Here is a 20,474-nt window from a genome sequence, read left to right on the forward strand (position 1 = left end):
GCCGGCCCGGGTCACAGCGGACGCCGGGTGATCCGCGCGATCAGGCCGACGATGCCCTCGCGGAACAGCAGCACGCAGAGCACGAAGACCACGCCCTGGATGATCGTCACCCAGGCGCCGAACTGCGCGAGGTAGGTCTCCATCGTGACGATCACCAGCGCGCCGATGATCGGCCCGAACACCGTGCCCATGCCGCCGACCAGCGTCATCAGCACCACCTCGCCCGACATCGCCCAGTGCACGTCGGTGAGGGAGGCGAGCTGGAACACGATCGCCTTGGTGGAGCCGGCGAGCCCCGCGAGCGTCGCCGAGAGCACGAACACCGCGAGCTTGTACTGGTTCACCCGGTAGCCGAGCGAGATCGCGCGGGGCTCGTTGTCGCGGATCGCCTTCAGCACCTGCCCGAACGGCGAGTGGATGATGCGATAGATCAGCAGCAGGCCGCCCATGAACACCAGAGCCACGAGGCCGTAGAGCGCGCGGTCGTCGGCGAGGCTGATCGTGCCGAACAGGGCGCCGCGCGGCACCGCCTGGATCCCGTCCTCGCCGCCGGTGAACTTGGCCTGGAGCGAGAAGAAGAACGCCATCTGCGCGAGCGCCAGCGTGATCATCGAGAAGTAGATGCCCTGGCGCCGGATCGCGAGCGCCCCGAAGACCAGCCCGAGCAGCGCCGCCGTCAGCGTGCCGCAGAGGATCGCGAGTTCCGGGCTCAGGCCCCAGACCTTGGCCGCGTAGGCGCAGAGATAGCTCGCCATCCCGAAATACGCGGCGTGCCCGAAGGAGAGCAGGCCGCCGTAGCCGAGCAGAAGGTTGAACGCGAGCGCGAACAGCCCGAAGCACAGCACCTTCATCAGGAACACGGGGTAGAGCACGAACGGCGCCACCGCGAGGAACACGGCGATGCCGAGCATGATCCTGCGATGCAGGGCGCGGTCGTCCCTGCCTTCGGAAATGACCGGGGCGATGGCGGCGTCCGCGGGAGCGAGGGCGGCGGTGTCGGCCATGTCAGAATCCGTCTGTCTGGATGGCCATCGACCGTGAACGGCCGATGGCGTCCGCCGCACCTGCGGCGACGCGCGGTCGCGCTTGCCGCCGACCGCGCGTGGGCGGGCCGGCCTCGGCGCTCGTCGGCGTGGGCTGGCGCATCAGGCCGCCCGCCCGAACAGGCCGGCGGGCTTCACCAGCAGCACCAGCACCATGATCACGAAGATCACGGTGGCCGAGGCCTCGGGATAGAACACCTTGGTCAGCCCCTCGATCAGCCCGAGGCCGAACCCGGTGATGACCGAGCCGAGGATCGAGCCCATGCCGCCGATCACCACCACGGCGAAGACCACGATGATGATGTCGGCGCCCATGTTGGGGTTGACCGAGTAGATCGGCGCGGCGAGCACCCCGGCGAAGCCCGCGAGCGCGACGCCGAAGCCGTAGGTCAGGGTCAGGAACAGGGGCACGTTGACGCCGAAGGCCTGGACCAGGGTCGGGTTCTCGGTCGCCGCGCGCAGGTACGAGCCGAGCTTGGTCTTCTCGATGACGAGCCAGGTGGCCAGGCACACGGCCAGCGACGCGACCACGACCCAGGCGCGGTAGTTCGGCAGGAACATGAACGGCAGGCGCTGCCCGCCGGAGAGTTCCGGCGGGATCGCGTAGGGCAGGCCCGAGACGCCGTAGTAGTTGCGGAACAGCCCCTGGATGATCAGCGCCATGCCGAAGGTCAGCAGCAGGCCGTAGAGGTGGTCGAGCTTGTACAGCCGCGCGATCAGCACCCGCTCGAGCACGATGCCGAAGGCGCCGACGAGGAGCGGTGCCAGGGCCAGCGCCCACCAGTAGTTGACCCCGAGGTAGTTGAGCAGCATCCAGGCGACGAAGGCGCCCATCATGTACAGCGCCCCGTGGGCGAAGTTGATGATGTTCAGAAGCCCGAAGATGATCGCCAGCCCCAGGCTGAGGATCGCGTAGAACGAGCCGTTGATCAGCCCGAGCAGGAGCTGGCCGAACAGCGCCTGCATCGGCACGCCGAAGATCGTGGTCATCGCAACCCAGCCATCGTCTGCCCCGACGCCGCGGCGCGCCGTGCGCCGCGGGAGAACGCCAACCGCTCAGCCCTTTACGAGGGGGCAGCCGCCCTCGTTCAGCGGGCGGAACACCTCGTTGCCGGGGATGGTGGCCAGCAGCTTGTAGAGGTCCCACTCGCCCTTGGACTCGGCGGGCTTCTTGACCTCGAACAGGTACATGTCGTGGATCTTGCGCCCGTCGACGCGGATCGTGCCCTTGCCGAACAGCGGGTCGTCGGTCGGCATGTCCTTCATCCTGGCGACGACCTTGGCGCCGTCGGAGGCCGCCTTCAGCGCCTCCACCGCCTTGAGGTAGTGGAGCGTGCCCGCATAGACGCCGGCATGGTTGGCGGTGGGCTTCTTGCCGCCCATCTGCTTGGCGAAGCGGTCCGAGAAGGCGCGGGTGGCGTCGGTGAGGTCCCAGTAGAACGGCTCGGTCAGGACGAGCCCCTGGGCCACCTTGGTGCCGAGCGAATGCACGTCGGAGGAGAAGACGAGGAGGCCGGCCAGCGCCTGCCCGCCCTCGGTGATGCCGAACTCGCCGGCCTGCTTGATCGCGTTGATGGTGTCGCCGCCGGCGTTGGCGAGCCCGATCACCTTGGCGCCCGACCCCTGCGCCTGCAGCAGGAACGAGGAGAAGTCGGCGGTCGGGAACGGGGTCTTGACCGAGCCGACGACCTTGCCGCCGTTCTTGGTGACGACCGCGGTGGTGTCGCGCTGGAGCGTCTGGCCGAAGACGTAGTCGGCGGTGAGGAAGAACCAGGTGTCGCCGCCGCGCTTGACCATGGCGCCGCCGGTGCCGTTGGCGAGCGCCACCGTGTCGTAGACCCAGTGCACGGTGTTGGGGGTGCATTGCACGCCGGTGAGGTCGGCGGTGCCGGCGCCGGTGTCGATGAAGGTCCTGTTCTTCTCCTTGGTGACCTGATTGATCGCCAGGGCCACGGAGGAGGTCACGCCGTCGATGATCATGTCGACGCCGTCGCGGTCGTACCATTGCCGCGCGATCGCCGAGCCGACGTCGGGCTTGTTCTGGTGGTCGGCCGAGATGACCTCGACCTTGAGGCCCTTGTCGGCGGCCTTGAAGTCCTCGACCGCCATCCGGGCGGCCACGAGCGAGCCCTCGCCCGCGATGTCGGCGTAGACGCCGGAGCGGTCGGTGAGCACGCCGATCTTGACCGGCGTCTGACCCTGCGCGGCCGCCGCCGTCAGGGTCCCCAGCGCGGCGGCAAGCAGCATTCGTCTCAGCATCCGGTCCGTCCTCCTCGGTGCGCCGGCCGTTTTACGCGTCGGGGCCAAGTGCCCGTCCATCGTCGGCCTCGTGCGTCGCGTTTCTCTTCGTATGAGGACTCTAGAAGTCCGTCGATGCCCGAGGTCTTCAGACCCCGAGATAGGCGTGGAGCTTGTCGATATTGGCGTCAAGCGCGTCGTTGGCGATCTCGTCGACCACCCGCCCCTGCTCGATCACCACGTGGCGGTCGGCGAGCGTCTGGGCGAAGCGGAAGTTCTGCTCGACGAGAACGATGGTGTAGCCGCGGCCCTTCAGCTCCCGGATCGTCCGGCCGATCTGCTGGACGATGACGGGGGCGAGCCCCTCGGTCGGCTCGTCCAGCAGGATCAGCTTGGCGCCGGTGCGCAGGATGCGGCCGATGGCCAGCATCTGCTGCTCGCCGCCCGAGAGCTTGGTGCCCTGGCTGCCGGCCCGCTCCTTGAGGTTCGGGAACAGGGTGTGGATCTCGGCCACCGACATGCCGCCCGGCTTCACGATCGGCGGCAGCATCAGGTTCTCGGCCACCGTGAGGCTCGCGAAGATTCCGCGCTCCTCCGGCACGTAGCCGAGGCCGAGCCGCGCGATGTTGCGCGAGGCCATCCCGATCGTCTCGACGCCCTCGTAGGTGATCGAGCCGGCGCGGCGCGCCAGGATGCCGATGATGGCGCGCAGCGTCGTGGTCTTGCCCGCGCCGTTGCGGCCCAGCAGCGTCACCACCTCGCCGGCCCGCACGTCGAGGTCGATCCCGTGCAGGACGTGGCTCTCGCCGTACCAGCCCTCCAGGCCGCGCACCGCCAGCAGGGCGTCCGAGCCCGCGCGCGGAACGGTCTTCAGCGCCGCCTCAGCCATGCCCGGCCCCGATATACGCCTCGATCACGCGCGGATCCTTCGACACGGTGGCGTAGTCGCCCTCCGCCAGCACTTGGCCGCGGGCCAGCACGGTGATCCGGTCGGAGAGCGAGGCGACCACCGACAGGTTGTGCTCGACCATCAGGATGGTGCGGTCCTTGCCGACCCGGCGGATCAGGGCCGCGGTGCGCTCGACGTCCTCGTGGCCCATCCCGGCCATCGGCTCGTCGAGCAGCAGCATCTCGGGATCGAGCGCCAGGGTGGTGGCGATCTCGAGCGCGCGCTTGCGGCCGTAGGACAGCTCCACCGCCTGGTGGCCGGCGAATTCCGACAGGCCGACCTGGTCGACGAGGTCCAGGGCCTCGGCATCGAGGCGGCGCAGCACCGTCTCGGCGCGCCAGAAGTCGAAGGAGTCGCCGTGCTTGCGCCGCTGCAGCGCGATGCGGACGTTCTCCATCACCGTGAGGTGGGGGAACACCGCCGAGATCTGGAACGAGCGCACCAGCCCGAGCCGGGCGACGTCGGCCGGCTGCAGGCGGCTGATGTCGCGGCCCTTGTAATGGATCGCGCCGGCCGTGGGGCTGAGGAACTTGGTGAGAAGGTTGAAGCAGGTGGTCTTGCCGGCGCCGTTCGGGCCGATCAGCGCGTGGATGGTGCCGCGCACAACCTCGAGCGTCACGCCGTTCACGGCGCGGAACCCCTTGAACTCCTTGGTCAACCCGGTCGTGGACAGGATGATGTCCTGTGCCAAACGCAACCCTCCCCTGCATCTTTAGCAGGATGTATCGCTGGAAGCGCCGGCGGCGTCCATCGCGTTTTCGAAGGCGGTGCGAACATTCCCCGGCCGATGACACCCCTTCCGGCAGCGGAAAGCGTGACAGTCGGGGGCAGGTTGTCCGGCCGGCGCTTGCCGGCCGCATCGCAGAATGCCAGTCTGGCCGCGTCCGCATAAAGCGATACGGGAGAGCCCAGATTGGTCCGACGACCGATCATGGCGCCGACGGAGCAACCACCCCCGGAAACTCTCAGGCACAATCACCGTATCGTTGGACGATCTGGAGAGAGGCGCCACCTGGCGCCCACCGAAGGAGAAACCTCGGAGACCGCCGACGCGGCGTCCGGGGGAAGCTCTCAGGTAACCGCGACAGATGGGGGCATCCGAGGAACGCATCCGCGTTCTTCGGCGGCTCGTCGTCGTGGAAACACCAGATGCATGCGGACCCCCTCGCGACCGTCGACACCCCCCGCGCTTCCGGCCTGCTGCGCACCCCGCTGCACGCCCTGCATCTGCGCCGCGGCGCGCGGATGGTGCCGTTCTCCGGCTACGACATGCCGTTGCACTATCCCGCCGGGCTGCTGAAGGAGCACCTTCACACCCGCGCGAACGCCGGCCTGTTCGACGTGTCCCACATGGGCCAGATCGCGCTCGCGGCGGACGACCCGGCCGAGGCCGCCCGCGCCCTCGAGGCCCTGATCCCGGCCGACATCGTCGGGCTGAAGCCCGGCCGGCAGCGCTACGGCCTGCTGACCGACGCCGCCGGCGGCATCCGCGACGACCTGATGGTGGGCAATCTCGGCGACCGGCTGGTGCTGGTGGTCAACGCCGCCAACAAGGCGGCCGACCTCGCCCATCTCCGGGCCTATCTTCCCGCCGCGGTGACGGCGACGGCGCTCGACCGCGCGCTGATCGCGCTCCAGGGCCCGAAGGCGGAAGCCACCCTGGCGCGCATCGCCCCGCAGGTCGCGGCGATGCGCTTCATGGATGCGGCGGAGGTTCCGATCCTCGGGCATGCCTGCCTCGTGACCCGCTCCGGCTACACCGGCGAGGACGGCTTCGAGATCTCGCTGCCGGACGTCGCCGCCGAGGCCGTCGCCGAGGCCCTGCTCGCGGACGCGGCGGTGATGCCGATCGGGCTCGGCGCCCGCGATTCGCTTCGGCTCGAAGCCGGCCTGTGCCTGCACGGCGCCGATATCGGCCCCGACACCTCGCCGGTCGAAGCCGGCCTGGCCTGGGCGATCCCGTCCGTGCGCCGCATCGGCGGCGCGCGCGCCGGCGGCTTCCCGGGCGACGCCCGGATCCTCGCCGAGATCGCCGCCGGCCCGTCCCGCCGCCGCGTCGGCCTGCGCCCGGAGGGGCGCAGCCCGGTGCGGGCGGGGGCACCGCTGTTTGCCGAGGAGGCCGGCACCGAGCCCGTCGGCACCGTCACCTCCGGCGGCTTCGGCCCGAGTCTCGGCGCGCCGGCGGCGATGGCGATGCTGCCCGTCGCGCTCGGGACCGACGGCACCCGCGTCTTCGCCGAGGTCCGCGGCCAGCGCCTGCCGGTTCGGGTCGTCCCCCTCCCCTTCGTCCCGGCCGGGTTCAAGCGCGGCCGGATCTGAAACATCCCGTCAGGAGCAAGACCATGCTGCGATTCACCGACGCGCACGAGTGGCTGAGGGCGGAGGGCGAGGTCGTCACCGTCGGCATCACGGCGCATGCCGCCGAGCAGCTCGGCGACCTCGTCTTCATCGAGCTGCCGAAGGTCGGCGCCAAGCTGTCGAAGGGCGAGGCGGCGGCCGTCGTCGAATCGGTCAAGGCGGCCTCGGACGTCTACGCGCCGCTCTCGGGCGAGGTCGTCGCGGTCAACGACGCGGCGGCGGGCGACCCGGCCGCCGTCGGCACCGATCCGCAAGGGGCCGGCTGGCTCTACCGCCTGCGCCTCGACGACCCGTCCGAGATGGACGGGCTGATGGACGAGGCCGCCTACGCCGCCCTGCCGAAGTAGCCGCCTCCGCCGCTCCGCCGCCGGCGCCGACGCGCCGGCGGCCTTATCGCCCTTCAAGCCGGGATGCCGCCATGACCGCGCATTACGACCCCTACGACTTCGCCAACCGCCGCCACATCGGCCCGACCCATGCCGAGATCGACGCGATGCTCTCGGTGGTCGCGGCCCCGAGCCTGGAGGCGCTGATCGACGACACCCTGCCCCCCGACATCCGGCAGGCGCGGCCGCTCGCGGACGACCTCGCCTTCGGCCCCGCGCTGACCGAGCGCCGGGCGATCGAGCGGATGCGCGAGATCGCCGACCGCAACCGGGTCCTCGTCTCGCTGATCGGCCAGGGCTACCACGGCACGACGATGCCGCCGGCGATCCAGCGCAACATCTTCGAGAACCCGGCCTGGTACACCGCCTACTCGCCCTACCAGCCGGAGATCAGCCAGGGACGGCTCGAGGCGCTGATCAACTTCCAGACGCTGGTCTGCGACCTCACCGGCCTCGACGTCGCCAACGCCTCGCTGCTGGACGAGGCCACAGCCGCCGCCGAGGCGATGGGCATGGCCCGCCGCGTCGCCAGCTCGAAGGCCGAGGCCTTCTTCGTCGACCGAGACTGCCTGCCCCAGACCATCGCGGTGCTGCGGACGCGCGCCGCGCCGATGGGCTGGCGCATCGTCGTCGGCGATCCCCTCGCCGACCTCGACCCGGAAGCGGTCTTCGGGGCGATCTTCCAGTATCCCGGCGTCTGCGGCGCGATCCACGACGTCTCGGGGCCGATCGCGGCCCTGCACGCGGCCGGCGCCATCGCCGCGGTCGCGGCCGATCCGCTGGCCCTGACACTGCTGAGGTCGCCCGGCGAGATGGGCGCCGACATCGCGATCGGCTCGATGCAGCGCTACGGCGTGCCGATGGGGTTCGGCGGACCGCACGCCGCCTACATGGCGACCCGCGACGCGCACAAGCGCGCGCTGCCCGGGCGCCTCGTCGGCGTCTCGGTCGACGCCCAAGGACGCCCTGCCTACCGCCTCGCGCTGCAGACCCGCGAGCAGCACATCCGCCGGGAGAAGGCGACCTCGAACATCTGCACCGCGCAGGTGCTGCTCGCGGTCATCGCCTCGATGTACGCGGTGTTCCACGGCCCCGCCGGGCTGAAGGCCATCGCCCAGCGCGTCCACCGCGACGCGGTGCGCCTCGCCCAGGGGCTCGCGGCGTTGGGCTTCACGGTCGAGCCCGAGCACTTCTTCGACACGATCACCGTCCGGGTCGGGGCGTTCCAGGGCGTGATCCTGGCCCAGGCGGTTGCCAACGGGGTGAACCTGCGCAAGGTCGGCGACGACCGGATCGGCATCACGGTGGACGAGCGCACCCGCCCCGACATCCTGCAGGCGGTCTGGCGCGCCTTCGGGGCGACGGATCCGATCTACGACGAGGCCTGGCCCGCGTCCCGGCTGCCGGACGGCCTGGTCCGCACCTCCGCCTACCTCACGCACCCGATCTTCCACATGAACCGGGCCGAGAGCGAGATGACGCGCTACATGCGCCGCCTCGCCGACCGCGACCTGGCGCTCGACCGGGCGATGATCCCGCTCGGCTCCTGCACGATGAAGCTCAACGCCACCGCCGAGATGCTGCCGATCTCCTGGCCGGAATTCTCGGAGATCCATCCGTTCGTGCCGGCCGATCAGGCCGCCGGGTATCACGAGCTCATCGGCGACCTGTCCGGGAAGCTGTGCGCGATCACCGGCTACGACGCGATCTCGATGCAGCCGAATTCCGGCGCGCAGGGCGAGTATGCCGGGCTGCTCGCGATCCGGCGCTACCACCTCTCCCGCGGCGCGGCGCACCGGACGATCTGCCTGATCCCGTCCTCGGCCCACGGCACCAACCCGGCCTCGGCGCAGATGTGCGGGATGAGCGTGGTGGTCGTCGGCGCCGACGCGAACGGCAACATCGACGTCGCGGATTTCCGCGCCAAGGCCGAGCGGCATTCCGACAACCTCGCGGCCTGCATGATCACCTACCCCTCGACCCACGGGGTGTTCGAGGTGCGGGTGCGCGAGCTCTGCGACGTCGTCCACGCCCATGGCGGCCAGGTGTACCTCGACGGGGCCAACCTCAACGCGCTGGTCGGGCTGGCCCGGCCCGGCGACATCGGCGCCGACGTCAGCCACCTCAACCTGCACAAGACCTTCTGCATCCCGCACGGCGGCGGCGGGCCCGGCATGGGGCCGATCGGCGTCAAGGCGCACCTGATCCCGTTCCTGCCCTCCGATCCGCGCTCGGGCGAGGAGGGGGCGGTCTCGGCGGCCCCCTACGGCTCGGCCTCGATCCTGCCGATCTCCTGGAGCTACTGCCTGATGATGGGCGGGCGCGGCCTCGCCCAGGCGACCCGCGTCGCGATCCTCAACGCCAACTACATCGTCGCCCGGCTCGGCCGCGCCTACCCGATCCTCTACGCTGGCGCCAACGGCCGGGTCGCGCACGAGTGCATCGTCGACGTGCGCCCCTTCCAGAAGAGCGCCGGCATCACGGTCGAGGACATCGCCAAGCGCCTGATCGATTGCGGCTTCCACCCGCCGACCATGAGCTGGCCGGTGGCCGGCACGCTGATGATCGAGCCGACCGAATCCGAGACCCAGGCCGAGATCGATCGCTTCTGCGACGCGATGCTGGCGATCCGCGACGAGATCCGCGCCATCGAGGAGGGCCGCGCGGACCGGGCGGACAACCCCCTCAAGCACGCGCCGCACACGGTCCAGGACCTGATCGGCGCCTGGGAGCGGCCCTATTCGCGGGAGGCGGCCTGCTTCCCGTCGGGCGCGCGCGGCATCGACAAGTACTGGCCGCCGGTCAACCGCGTCGACAACGCCTACGGCGACCGCAACCTGATGTGCTCCTGCCCGGCCCCCGACAGCTACGAGGCCGCGGCGGAGTGAACCGACGCCCGCCGCGCCCCTCGGCGACGACGCGTTCCGGCCGCCGGCCGGCACGCACCCGACGTTTCGGGAGCCTCGAATGACGGTTCCGCGCCATTTGCCGACTCTTTGAGCGCCGAATGCCCGTTCCGGCACTTTCGTATGAGGAACATTCACCTCTACCGGTATTTGGAAAGTCTTTCCTCCTCGCGGCGGAGCGCCCCATGAAGATCCGGACCGGCTACACGATCGGCTACGACACGTTCGGCCCGACGGCGCTCACCTACCAGCTCAACGTCCACCCCTCGCGGGCGATCGACCTGCTCACCTCCGACGCGATGCGGGTCGATCCGCCGGTGCCGATGCGGACCTACACCGACGGGTTCGGCAACACCTGCGTGCGGCTGCTGTCGCCGGGCGGGCGCATCACGGTGTCGGCCGACTTCCTGATCGTCGACAGCGGCGAGCTCGACGCCTACGAGCCGACCGCGCAGCAATTCGCGGTGCCGGACCTGCCCGACGACGTGCTCGTGTTCCTGCTGGGCTCGCGCTATTGCGAGACCGACAAGCTCTCCGGCATCGCGTGGTCGCTGTTCGGCAACACGCAAGAGGGCTGGGCCCGGGTGCAGGCGATCGTCACCTGGGTGCACCAGCGCATCCGCTTCGACTACCAGCTCGCCGACGCCACCCGCTCGGCCTTCGACGGCTACAACCAGCAGGTCGGCGTCTGCCGCGACTACGCGCACCTCGCCGTCGCCCTGTGCCGCTGCATGAACATTCCGGCGCGCTACTGCACCGGCTATCTCGGCGACATCGGCGTGCCGGTCGACATCAACCCGATGGACTTCTCCGCCTGGTTCGAGGTCTACCTGAACGGCCCGAACGGTGGCCGCTGGTACACCTTCGACGCCCGCCACGACGCGCGCCGGATCGGCCGCATCGTCATCGCGCGCGGCCGCGACGCCACCGACGTCGCGATCTCCACCAGCTTCGGCACGGCGCTGCTGGCGCAGTTCGACGTCCACACCGACGCGGTGCCCGACGACTTCGTGCTGATGCAGGCCGCCTGAGCGTCCGCCCGCGCCAGGGCATCCCGCCGCAGCGACGGATCGCGGGATGGCCGCGCGGGACTCCCCCCGGTATCCGCCCGCCATGGATCCGACCGCGCTCGCCCTGATGGCCACCGCCCTCACCTATTCCGGCTACCTCGTGCTGCTCGGGTGGCGCTGACGAGCGTGTTCCATCTCGCCGCGGCGAAGACGGGTTTGGATGCCTGGGCCGGCTCGAGCCCGTGAAGCTGCATCGTCGGGCACTTCGGGCCGCGTGGGCAGTGGTTCGAGTCCTGGGACGATGCCGGCGACGGGCTTCGCGCAGGCGATTCCTGTCCCAGGCCGCATCGGCCGTGACGATGTCGACCCGAAGGTGGGTGATCAGGCTCTCGGCCTGAGGCGCACCGCCCCTCCGGCCCGCGCCGAGGGTGAAGCACAACCGGGCAGCCTGGGCCGTGCAAGGCGAAATGGATCCGACTGCTCCGCCGGCCGCGCGAACGTCCGAGCGCCGGGTCGGACGCGGCTCGATCGCCGGCCCCCGGCGCCGACCGAAGGCCGGCGGGCGCGCGCGATGGTGGCATCCACGATCGGGTCTTCGAAGCCGGGATCGTCCGACAGCGCCCCGGAGATCCGCCGCCACCCCCCTCTCCGGTTCCGGCAGCCGAACCGACGAAGCACGCCGTTCTGCTCGGAGCCTCCGGCGGATCGCGTCGAGGCCAGCCTCGGCGCTGGATCCAGAGGACGCCCCCGACGAACGTCCGGTCGTCGCACCGGGCCGCGCCCTTCAGGTCCGGCCCCCCCAATGATCAGGGGCGCCCAGCGCTTCCACGGCCCGTCGCCGAGAACCAATAAATATAATTTTTCTAAGTAACTTCTTCAGTAATCAAAAACTGACTTGTATATCGCAATAAATCAAGGTATTTCATGAGGCGCATGACTTTTGTTTCAGTAAATAGCCTGGATTTTTCCCTCATCCCGGCTGCGTCGTGAAGTCGTCTCTTAGACTTGCAAGACTGCAAATTTCCGCAATTCTATGTTGTTGATGTCGAAGATAAGGACGTGCTATCAAATATATACTCGAAAGACGATTGCAAGACGACGGCCTTGCAGGGCGTAACTTAACTGTTTATCGGAATTTACGTAAGCCATCCTTCCCCGAAGGCCAAGCAGAATCGGCTGCCTACGGGGCTCTTTGGCCTTGCGGAGCCAGTCAGGCCATGAAAACCAAACGGTTTCCGCCCTGCCTCCCGCCGGTTGATCTGTGTTGCGGCATTCATCCATTGCATCCATCAAACGCATGATGTAACGAGGCCAAGCGATTCCTAGCATCACACGTGTGGTATACATGGAGTGGCAGATGTCGGATCTGGCAAAAGTCGGATTATATTGCGATGAAGCAAGGAATATTATTGCGCGCGCAGAGGAAACTTTTCTTTGCTTGAACGAGGGCGGCGCTTGCTTGGGACATAAATTGATGGCCGCCCAGAATTTCGCGGCGCTGAAGCGGCTCGGTCAAATCATCGATCGGCATGATTGTCTTATAAGCTCGAGATCGCCTATCAACGCTGTTGAGATTCCCGTTGTCATCAAGCGGCGCTGGTGGGCAATCGTGCTGAGGCGTAACAAAGGCAATGATCGCACCTTCGAGACGCCGACCTCGGCCGCTTTCATCCCGTCCGAAATCGAAACGCATGGGAATTCGTCGACGATGACGGGTTCCGACAAATAGGTCCTGGTCTCCGGTCACGGCCTGTCGCAGGACCGTTGTGCTCGTCATCGAGGCGCCGGCATGTTCAAGCCCCTGCTGATCTGGCCGGCGGTGCTGGCCTTAAGCGCGAGGATCCTTGTCGCCGAGATGATCAATCCTCCATCGTCGAGCCAGGCGGTGGACATCGAGGCGCTCGTTGATGAGGCGGCCCGGATTCTGGAAACGCACGGTGCGGAAGCATTCGGAGATTTTCGAAAGAAGAATACGTTCTGGCGTCATGGGGACGTATACCTGTTCGTCGTCGACATGCAGGGCACCGTCCTGTTCAACGCCGCTCATCCGGATCGCGAGGGACGGGATCTGTTCAACGAGCGCGATGCCGACGGGAACCGATTTCACAAAGACTTCATCGATGTCGTCAATAGGTTCGGCGCCGGCTGGGTCGACTACATGTTTCCCAAGCCCGGTTCATCGATACCGTCCGTCAAGTGGAGCTATGTCTGCGGAACGCGCGTCGGAGGCGTGGCTGCGCTCGTGGGCGCCGGCGTCTATGTCGATTGACCGCGTTGCAGCGACGCCCGTGGCGGACGGCTCGGGCGCCTTCGCAAGGCGCGATGGGAGAGCTTCTCGGCCTGGACGCAGGTCTTCAGCCCCGCCCGGAGCGTCACGCCTCGGATCGCGGGCAGGATGCGGTGCATGGTGTCCGTTCCGTTCGCCTCCCCCCGCGGCGCGGGATGCCGCTGCGATCGATCGCATTTAGGTCGAGCCGTCGGCCGATCGCTGACGGGCGACACGGACGCGACCGCGCTCGCCGTTTCGACTTCCGCCTTGGTTCTCCGGCTTCGTCGTGCGGCTCGGGTCGGTTTGACCAGCAGGCCGGTCGTGATGCGTCCGTGTCGTACGGAACGGCGGACGACGGATCGTCAAGCGTCGCAATCCTATGTCCTTCAGCGAGGCGTTGCAGGTCCCGCAACACCGAGAGCTTGATCCCAGGCCATAAAGAATGCGCCAAATCATTAACTGGGCTAAAATGGTGCTGAGCGCGTTGGGGCTCGAACCCAAGACCTACGGATCAAAAGCTTGCAAAAATCCGTGCTGCCGATGCCGCAAAATTGTTTTGACGAGCGCGTATGGTCTATATGTGAGGCGCTCTGGGTTGATGCCTTTTAATTTAATGCTCGATAATAGGCATGCGATACAGCTCATTTCCCTCAGAATTTTTGATTACGAGTTCCCATAAGCTGTCCACATCCACCAGCTCTCCGTCACTGCGTAGTTCCTCGATCGCAATGCCGGCCTGCTCGATGGCTTCCGCGAGGTCTGCCGCATCGACGCCCTGTGCATCGGATATCGTGTTCGGGCCATCGGTGAGATCAAAGTAAAAATGCATGAGAGAGGCGCTTCGTTGAAGTTTGGAGTCGGAAAGGCGCTCATCGCTCACTTCATCCGGCGTGCCACGCGGTCTTCCGAGCATCTGCGACTCCCTAGGCAGCAGTGAATCCTATTGAATAATATCTTTGAATGTCTTATTACTATAGCTAGGCGCTATTATGATACATGGGTTCCAATTATTATTGATTTTGACAATTAGCCTATTATATAAATTATGTAATTTTCTTATTCATATATTGATAGATGTAGTTCAAGCGCCTCAATTATTTTCGCGATGTGGCGTCGTCGATTGAGCGGCGTGATTGATAAATGGTAAGCTTCGAGGAGTGCCGGGCCGCTGCGAGACCAATCTAACGCTTGTTCGCATGTTAAAATATCATGTCACAGTCAAGATTTTGTTAAATTCCTGTAAGATAGCGAGAAGAGATGGCGGTGATAGCTATGGAGCGATGAAGCGCGTTTGCTCTACATCAATCAATGTTTGCTAAGACGATCATCAGCTCGCGTGAGCGCAAGGTCCGGCATGATGCCGGGTATGGCGCCAGCCCGACTCCGATGGTGTGAAGCCGTTTCACCGTTCCTTCCAGGCTTTTGCGATTTGGTCGGAGAGGGGCTTGACGAGGTAGCTCATCACCGAGCGGTCTCCGAGTTGCATGAAGCTCTCCACGGGCATGCCGGGCACAAGGCGGGCGGCGCCGAGGCGCTGCTTTTGGTCCTCAGGCACGCGGATGCGGGCCACGTAGTAGCTCAGGCCGGTCTTGGGGTCGGAGGTCACGTCCGCCGAGACGAGACTGACAATCCCGTCGATCTCTGGGGTGACCCGTTGGTTGAAGGCGGGAAAGCGCAAGGTCGCCGGCTGGTCGAGCCGCACGTTGTCGATGTCCTGGGGGGCGATCTTGACCTCGACTGCGAGTTGGTCGGCCTCCGGCACGATCAGCATGGCGGGCTCGGCGGGGGTGACCAGCCCGCCCACCGTGTGCACGGTCATCTGGTGGATGATGCCGGCCTGCGGGCTGCGCATCTCGACACGCTTCAACTGGTCCTCGGCCGCCACGCGCTTCTCGCGGTACTCCGACCACCGGCCCCGGATCTCGGCGAGATCCTTGCCCGTCTCGGTTCGCATGTCGCCGTCGATTTGCAGGATTTGCAACTCGGTCTCGGCGATTTTGCCGCGCGCCGAGGCGATGGCGGCGGTGAGTTGGCCGCGCTCGCCGTCGAGGCGGGCGGCGTCGCGCTCCAGGGCGTTGACGCGGGCCAGCGGCACTAGGTTCTTCGCGTAGAGCCCACGCACGCCGTCGAGCTCGCCCGTGATGAAGTCGACCTCGCGCACCTTGGCAGCGACCTGCTCGGTAAGCCCCTTGATCTCCTCGCGCACCTGCAGGACGCGCTCTCGCAGCTGCGCCTTCTGGCCCACGCGTCCCATCACGCGCGAGGCGAACAGCCGGGTCTCGCCCTCGATGAGGTGGGCCACGGCCGGGTCGCTTTCCTTCTGCGCTAGGAGGTCGGGCGGGAAGGCGACGACCGCTTCCCCGTCGCGCTCGGCCTCGTTGCGGGCGCGGCGCGCGGCCAACTCGTCCATGGCCTTCAGGACGATATCGAGGTTGGCCCGCACCTGGGTCTCGTCGAGGCGAATGAGCACGTCGCCCGCCTGCACGCGGGCGCCTTCGCGCACGAGGAGCTGGCCGACCACCCCGCCGGTGGGGTGCTGCACCTTCTTGACGTCTGATTCCACCACGAGCTGGCCCGGCGCGATGACCGCGTCTGAGATCTGGGTGAAGGTGGCCCAGCCGCCCACCCCCACGACCAGGAAGGCGCAGAAGGCCGCGCTGAGCGCGAGATGGCAGCGGATCGAGCCCTGCGCGCGCGGGCCGGTGCGGGCGGGCGTGACGTGGTGAGAAGCGAGGGTGCGAGGAGTGAAGGTGGCGGCCATCAGGCGCTCGCCTGCAGGGGGCCGGGCGCGGCGCGGCTTCCGATGGGGCGGGTCTCGACAGGAACCGAGGCCGGGCGCAGCACGCGCTTCAGGACCTCGTCCTTCGGTCCGAAGGCCTGGGCCCGGCCCTCGCTCATCATCAGGATGAGGTCGACGGCCGCCAGCGCGCTGGGCCGGTGCGCGATGACCACGCAGATGCTGCCCCGCCGGCGCACGCCGAGGATCGCCTGGGTCAGGGCGTTCTCGCCCTCGGCGTCTAGGTTGGCGTTGGGCTCATCGAGGATGACGAGGAAGGGTTCGCCGTAGAGGGCGCGAGCGAGGCCCACGCGCTGGCGCTGGCCGGCGGACAGGCCCGCCCCGCCCTCGCCGATGCGGGTGTCGTAGCCCTCCGGCAGGCGCAAGACGAGCTCGTGCACGCCGGCCGCCTGCGCGGCCGCGATCACGGCCTCCGCGCGCGCTTCCGGATCGAAACGCGCGATGTTCTCCGCCACGGTGCCGGCGAAGAGCTCGACCTCTTGGGGCAAGAAGCCAAGATGCGGCCCGAGATCGTCGGCCGACCACTGGTCGAGGGCCGCCCCGTCGAGGCGGACCTTGCCGCGGATGGCCGGCCAGACGCCGACCAGCGCCCGCACCAGGCTCGACTTGCCCGACGCCGAGGGGCCGATGATGCCGAGGCCCTGCCCCGCCCGGAGGCTGAAGCCGACATCCTGCACCGCGAGGCGGGGCGTGCCGGGGGGCGCGACGCTCAGGCCCTCGACCTGGAGGGAGAGGCGTGGCGCAGGGAGCAGGTGTTTTTGGGCGCCTGCCGGCATGCGGGCGAAAAGCTCGGATAGACGGCCCCAGCTCTGCTGAGCCTGGACGAAGCCCTTCCAGTTGGCGATGGCGAGCTCGGCCGGGGCCAGCGCGCGCGCCACCAGAATGGAACTCGCGATGATGATGCCGGCACTTGCCTGTCCGTTGATGACTAGGTAGGCGCCGAGCGCCAGCACGCCCGATTGCAGGGCCATGCGGAAGGCCTTCGAGGTTGCGCCGAAGCCCCCTGCGATGTCGGAGGCGCGCTGCTGAGCCTGCATGTAATCGCCGTTGGCCCCCGCCCAGCGGATGGAAAAGCGCCTCTGCATGCCAAGTGCCGCCAGCACCTCGGCGTTGCGGCGTCCGGCCTCGGCGAGACCGTTGCGGTGTAGGCCGTGGCCGGTGGCCGTCTGGGCGGGCTGACGCGTGGCCCGATCCGTGAGCAGGCCGAGCGTCGCAAGCACGGCCGCGCCGGCGAGCGCCGCGACCCCGATGAGCGGATGGAACAGGAAGCAGATCAAAAGGTAGACCGGCATCCAGGGCAGATCGAAGAACGCAGAGGGACCCGAGCTGCCGAGGAAGCTACGCAAAGCGTCGAGATCGCGCAGGGGCAGGAGGCCGTCGCCGGAGGCCGCGCCCTTGAGGGGGGCGCGCACCACGATGTCGAAGACGCGCCCGCTCAAGGATTCGTCCAGCGCCGCGCCGACGCGGGCGAGCACCCGCGCGCGCAAGGTCTCGAGCACCCCTTGAAAGCCGTAGAGTACCAGCGCCAGCACGAAGAGGCCAACCAGGGTGGGAACGGAGTGGCTGGGGATGACCCGGTCGTAGACCTCGAGCATGAAGAACGAGCCCGTCAGATAGAGCACGTTCACCAGGCCGCTCATCGCCGCCACCCCGATGAACGCCGTGCGGCACTGCGCAAGCGCCGAGATCAACTCGGCCGGATCCCGGGCTCTCATGGCGTTGCCCTTTCTGCTCTATGGCCCCGCGCTCGACAGCGTCGAGTCCGGCGGCTCAGGGCAGCAAGTCTAGAGTGAGGGACTTCTGTCATCGAAACAATCGGCCGTTTGGCCATCTCCGTTATCAATCGGTCATATCTTTGATCGATCGACCACTTCTTTGACCAATTGGCTAAGTCCGATGTTATTGGGGGGTGTTTGATGCGCGACCGGGAGGGGGGCCGCGCGCCCCGGCCGCGCGTCGTCTCGCCCGCCCGGCATCGATGACGATGCCGGGCTGCCCCGTGGCGGCCTCCCCCTTCACGGGGCTTCCGAAAAGGTCGTTGGGCCGGCCTCAGGCGAAATGCGCCCAGTCGGCGGTCACCGCATGGAGATGGACACCCTCGAGCAAGATGGTCTCGCCCGGCAGTTGGAGCGTCGTGCCCGCACTACTTTCCGTCAGGGTCACGAAGACCACGTCGGCCGGCAGGCGCCGGACGATCTCGGCCATATGGGCCTCGAGCTCGTCGCGGGTGGTGCTGCGGATGTAGCCTTCGGTGAGGACGCGGCGCTCCAGCGCATCGGTCTCGGCAAAGTCCGGCAGGGCCTCGAAGTGCCGGCGGCGCACTTCCGGGTCGCGCTCGCCCTTCAGGCCAAAGAAGGTCTCGAGCAGGCCTTCCCGATCGCGGAAAGTGCGCTCGAGGTAGTTGATCTGGAGATACCAGGTATCGAAGACGATCTCTTTGACCGTCGAGATCTCGACTACGAACACATCGGTCGGCTGGCGCGGGTTGCGCACCAGGACGCCGTCCGGGGTCAGGAAGCGCCCGAGCTCGGCGGGAAACTCACGCCCTTCGAGGTAGTCGATCTGCTGCAAGGCCTCCGGCGCGGTGTGAACGTAACCATAGATGTTTGCGCTGTTCCGGCGGAGATTCCGCAATTGGGTCGCAGCTCCGAGAGGTTCCGCGACCCGGCACGTGCCAATTGACGTGTAGACGAGATGTTTCTTCGTCAATTTCCGGCTCCTTGAAGCTGCGGGAAGGTCCGATACAGATGGCGCGCAGTCTTTCCAGCCGTTTGTTCTGTTTTGTGTGTTAACGATTTAGAAACTATATGGATTTCAGGCTTCCACAAACCCGCCATTGTCGGTAGCTGATGCGCGCCCTGCGAGGGATCGCCTCCGCCATAAGGATGGGGTCCGGCGCGTCGGGACAGGCAGCCCTGCTCCCGCCCTACTCCGATTGGCCATCGCACTTGGCTCCGTGGGGGGGGCCGCGTCCCGGCTACCGGCGCTAGGGTCTGGCAGCATCGTGCCGAGATCACGCGGGACTTCCACATGCCGCGGGATCCGGAGCCACGGATGCGGGAATGATCCGCCCGGGCTTCTGCGGGCGCGACGACCGATCAGGGAGCTTGCATGATGGCGCGCCGGCATCCGCTTCGAGGGTTGTCCTCCGACTTCTCACCGCGAACGGCCCGTCGGCGTTTCGCCGTTCCGGGTGTCGGCGTGCTGTGTGCCGCCCTGCTCGGCGCGTCGATGCTCCCCGCCGCGGCGCTGGACGGGTCGCTCTCGGCCCGTCGCTTCTTCGACGAGGCCAAGGCGGCCGCCGAGCAGTCCGCCCTGCCCTGCACGCAGATCGCGCCCACCCTCAGCGACGGGCGCGTGAGCGCAAGTCCGCTGACCGGGCAGATCGAGGGGGCGGCCGCCGGCACCACGGGCGGGCTCGGCAAGCGCCTCCTCACGGTGATGCGCCTCGACGACGCGAAATCCTCCGCGAGCCGGCCGAGCCCCGAGGGCACCCTGCGCTGGGCGGTGGAGGCGGCGCACAGGTCCGGCGGCGGCTGGATCGTGTTCGCGCCGGACCTGACGGGAGAGATCCGCCTCGAGGCCGGACTCCACCTGCCCTCCGATACTACCCTCGACGGGGGCTGCGGCGGGATCACGCTCTCGGGAGCCCCGCGCCTGACGCAGCTCACCCTGACGGATGTCCGCAACGTCATCATCAGCGGTCTCGCCTTCACCAAGGATCCCTACGATGACAAGGCCGACAAGACCGGCGACGCGATCGGCCTGACCGACCAGTTCGACCGCGTCGCGATCTTGCACAACGCCTTCCACCGGTGCGGGGACGGCTGCATCGACATCGTGCGCAAGAACCGATTCGACACCGAGTCTCGCGCCACGGTGGCGTTCAACCACTTCGCCGAGCACAACAAGGTCATGCTGATCGGCACCCTGACCTGCTACAAGGACGGGCAGGCCGAGGGCTGCCAGGAGCCGCTCCGGCATCTCGGCGATCTGTTGGCGCCGCGCGTCGCCGTGACGGTGCAGGCCAACGTCTTCGAGGGCACGAGCCAACGCCACCCCAAGGTGGTGTCGAATGCCGCCGTGAAGCTCGTCAACAACCTGTTCCTCCTCAGCCCCACCGCCTATTCGAGCGGCGTCGACAGCGCGGTCTACGGCGCGGCCACGGGTACCGGCGGCGTGCTGCAGGCGGCGGGCAACATCTTCGTCAACCCGGACCATGCCGGCCGGATCGGTGCGGGGCCGATCTCGGTGGTGCGCGCCGCCTCGGGCGGGGGGCGGGAGGCCGACGGCGCGGTGGCGGCCGAGGACAATGTCACGGTGGGCAACATCAGCGTGGTGGAGAAGGACGCCGACATCGCACGGCGGATTCCCATGGCCTCTGTCGCCGTGCGCGCCGTCTCGGGCGCGAACGCCTCTAAGCTTGCCACCTGCCTCCTGCGGCTGGCCGGGCCGAAAGGCATCGGGGCGACTTGGCCGGAGGTCTGCCGGCGCTCGTGAGTCCCGGCCCTCACGCCA

The 20,474-nt window shown here is 67.7% G+C and carries 16 protein-coding genes and 1 riboswitch; of the genes, 7 read left to right on the top strand and 9 right to left on the bottom strand.

The annotated features are described in order from the left end of the window. Window positions 1–11: 11 nt before the first annotated feature. The 5 genes from MKK55_RS02995 to MKK55_RS03015 form a co-directional block, all read right to left on the bottom strand. A complete protein-coding gene (locus tag MKK55_RS02995; RefSeq protein ID WP_147728195.1) occupies window positions 12–1,004 on the bottom strand; it encodes a branched-chain amino acid ABC transporter permease in 993 nt (330 codons plus the stop codon). Between the two features lie 141 nt (window positions 1,005–1,145). Then, window positions 1,146–2,033 (bottom strand): branched-chain amino acid ABC transporter permease, encoded by an 888-nt coding sequence (locus MKK55_RS03000; protein ID WP_147728196.1) that lies wholly within the window; start codon window positions 2,031–2,033, stop codon window positions 1,146–1,148. A gap of 66 nt (window positions 2,034–2,099) precedes the next feature. Then, entirely contained in the window at window positions 2,100–3,302 is a 1,203-nt protein-coding gene (locus MKK55_RS03005; RefSeq protein WP_147842723.1) for an ABC transporter substrate-binding protein, read from the bottom strand. A 127-nt stretch (window positions 3,303–3,429) separates the two neighbouring features. Next, a complete protein-coding gene (locus MKK55_RS03010; RefSeq protein ID WP_147842722.1) occupies window positions 3,430–4,170 on the bottom strand; it encodes an ABC transporter ATP-binding protein in 741 nt (246 codons plus the stop codon). Then, entirely contained in the window at window positions 4,163–4,921 is a 759-nt protein-coding gene (locus MKK55_RS03015) for an ABC transporter ATP-binding protein (protein WP_243933215.1), read from the bottom strand. The genes MKK55_RS03010 and MKK55_RS03015 overlap by 8 nt, the downstream gene beginning before the upstream one ends. Before the next feature lie 198 nt (window positions 4,922–5,119). After that, window positions 5,120–5,221: riboswitch (glycine riboswitch) on the top strand. Between the two features lie 158 nt (window positions 5,222–5,379). Here MKK55_RS03015 and gcvT point away from each other — a divergent pair. From gcvT to MKK55_RS03045, 6 genes are all read left to right on the top strand, one after another. After that, window positions 5,380–6,549, top strand: coding sequence for a glycine cleavage system aminomethyltransferase GcvT (gcvT, locus tag MKK55_RS03020; RefSeq protein WP_243933217.1), 1,170 nt, complete (start codon window positions 5,380–5,382; stop codon window positions 6,547–6,549). A gap of 23 nt (window positions 6,550–6,572) precedes the next feature. Continuing rightward, complete coding sequence (gcvH, locus tag MKK55_RS03025) at window positions 6,573–6,935, top strand: glycine cleavage system protein GcvH (RefSeq protein ID WP_147725808.1); 363 nt, start codon at window positions 6,573–6,575, stop codon at window positions 6,933–6,935. A gap of 71 nt (window positions 6,936–7,006) precedes the next feature. Beyond that, window positions 7,007–9,862 (top strand): aminomethyl-transferring glycine dehydrogenase, encoded by a 2,856-nt coding sequence (gcvP, locus tag MKK55_RS03030; RefSeq protein ID WP_243933219.1) that lies wholly within the window; start codon window positions 7,007–7,009, stop codon window positions 9,860–9,862. 203 nt (window positions 9,863–10,065) lie between these two features. Beyond that, window positions 10,066–10,911 (top strand): transglutaminase-like domain-containing protein, encoded by an 846-nt coding sequence (locus MKK55_RS03035; protein ID WP_147725810.1) that lies wholly within the window; start codon window positions 10,066–10,068, stop codon window positions 10,909–10,911. Between the two features lie 1,336 nt (window positions 10,912–12,247). Then, window positions 12,248–12,619 carry a hypothetical protein gene (locus tag MKK55_RS03040; RefSeq protein WP_243933221.1) on the top strand — a complete coding sequence of 124 codons (372 nt, stop codon included), beginning with the start codon at window positions 12,248–12,250 and terminating at the stop codon, window positions 12,617–12,619. A gap of 60 nt (window positions 12,620–12,679) precedes the next feature. After that, window positions 12,680–13,159, top strand: coding sequence for a cache domain-containing protein (locus MKK55_RS03045; RefSeq protein ID WP_147725812.1), 480 nt, complete (start codon window positions 12,680–12,682; stop codon window positions 13,157–13,159). 610 nt (window positions 13,160–13,769) lie between these two features. Here MKK55_RS03045 and MKK55_RS03050 read toward each other — a convergent pair. The 4 genes from MKK55_RS03050 to MKK55_RS03065 all read right to left on the bottom strand — a co-directional run bounded on the left by MKK55_RS03050 (window position 13,770) and on the right by MKK55_RS03065 (window position 18,527). Further along, window positions 13,770–14,072, bottom strand: coding sequence for a DUF6894 family protein (locus MKK55_RS03050; protein ID WP_243933223.1), 303 nt, complete (start codon window positions 14,070–14,072; stop codon window positions 13,770–13,772). 489 nt (window positions 14,073–14,561) lie between these two features. Continuing rightward, entirely contained in the window at window positions 14,562–15,920 is a 1,359-nt protein-coding gene (locus MKK55_RS03055; protein WP_243933224.1) for an HlyD family type I secretion periplasmic adaptor subunit, read from the bottom strand. Further along, entirely contained in the window at window positions 15,920–17,671 is a 1,752-nt protein-coding gene (locus MKK55_RS03060; RefSeq protein WP_243933225.1) for a type I secretion system permease/ATPase, read from the bottom strand. Before MKK55_RS03060 ends, MKK55_RS03055 begins: the two co-directional genes overlap by 1 nt. A gap of 334 nt (window positions 17,672–18,005) precedes the next feature. Further along, a complete protein-coding gene (locus tag MKK55_RS03065) occupies window positions 18,006–18,527 on the bottom strand; it encodes a hypothetical protein (RefSeq protein ID WP_243933226.1) in 522 nt (173 codons plus the stop codon). Between the two features lie 630 nt (window positions 18,528–19,157). Here MKK55_RS03065 and MKK55_RS03070 point away from each other — a divergent pair. Next, the gene (locus MKK55_RS03070; RefSeq protein WP_243933227.1) at window positions 19,158–20,456 is read left to right on the top strand and encodes a hypothetical protein; all 1,299 of its coding nucleotides are present in this window, start codon (window positions 19,158–19,160) and stop codon (window positions 20,454–20,456) included. The last annotated feature ends 18 nt before the right edge of the window (window positions 20,457–20,474 follow it).

It is taken from the genome of Methylobacterium sp. J-059 (genome assembly GCF_022829485.1).
In the GTDB taxonomy this organism is placed as follows: domain Bacteria; phylum Pseudomonadota; class Alphaproteobacteria; order Rhizobiales; family Beijerinckiaceae; genus Methylobacterium.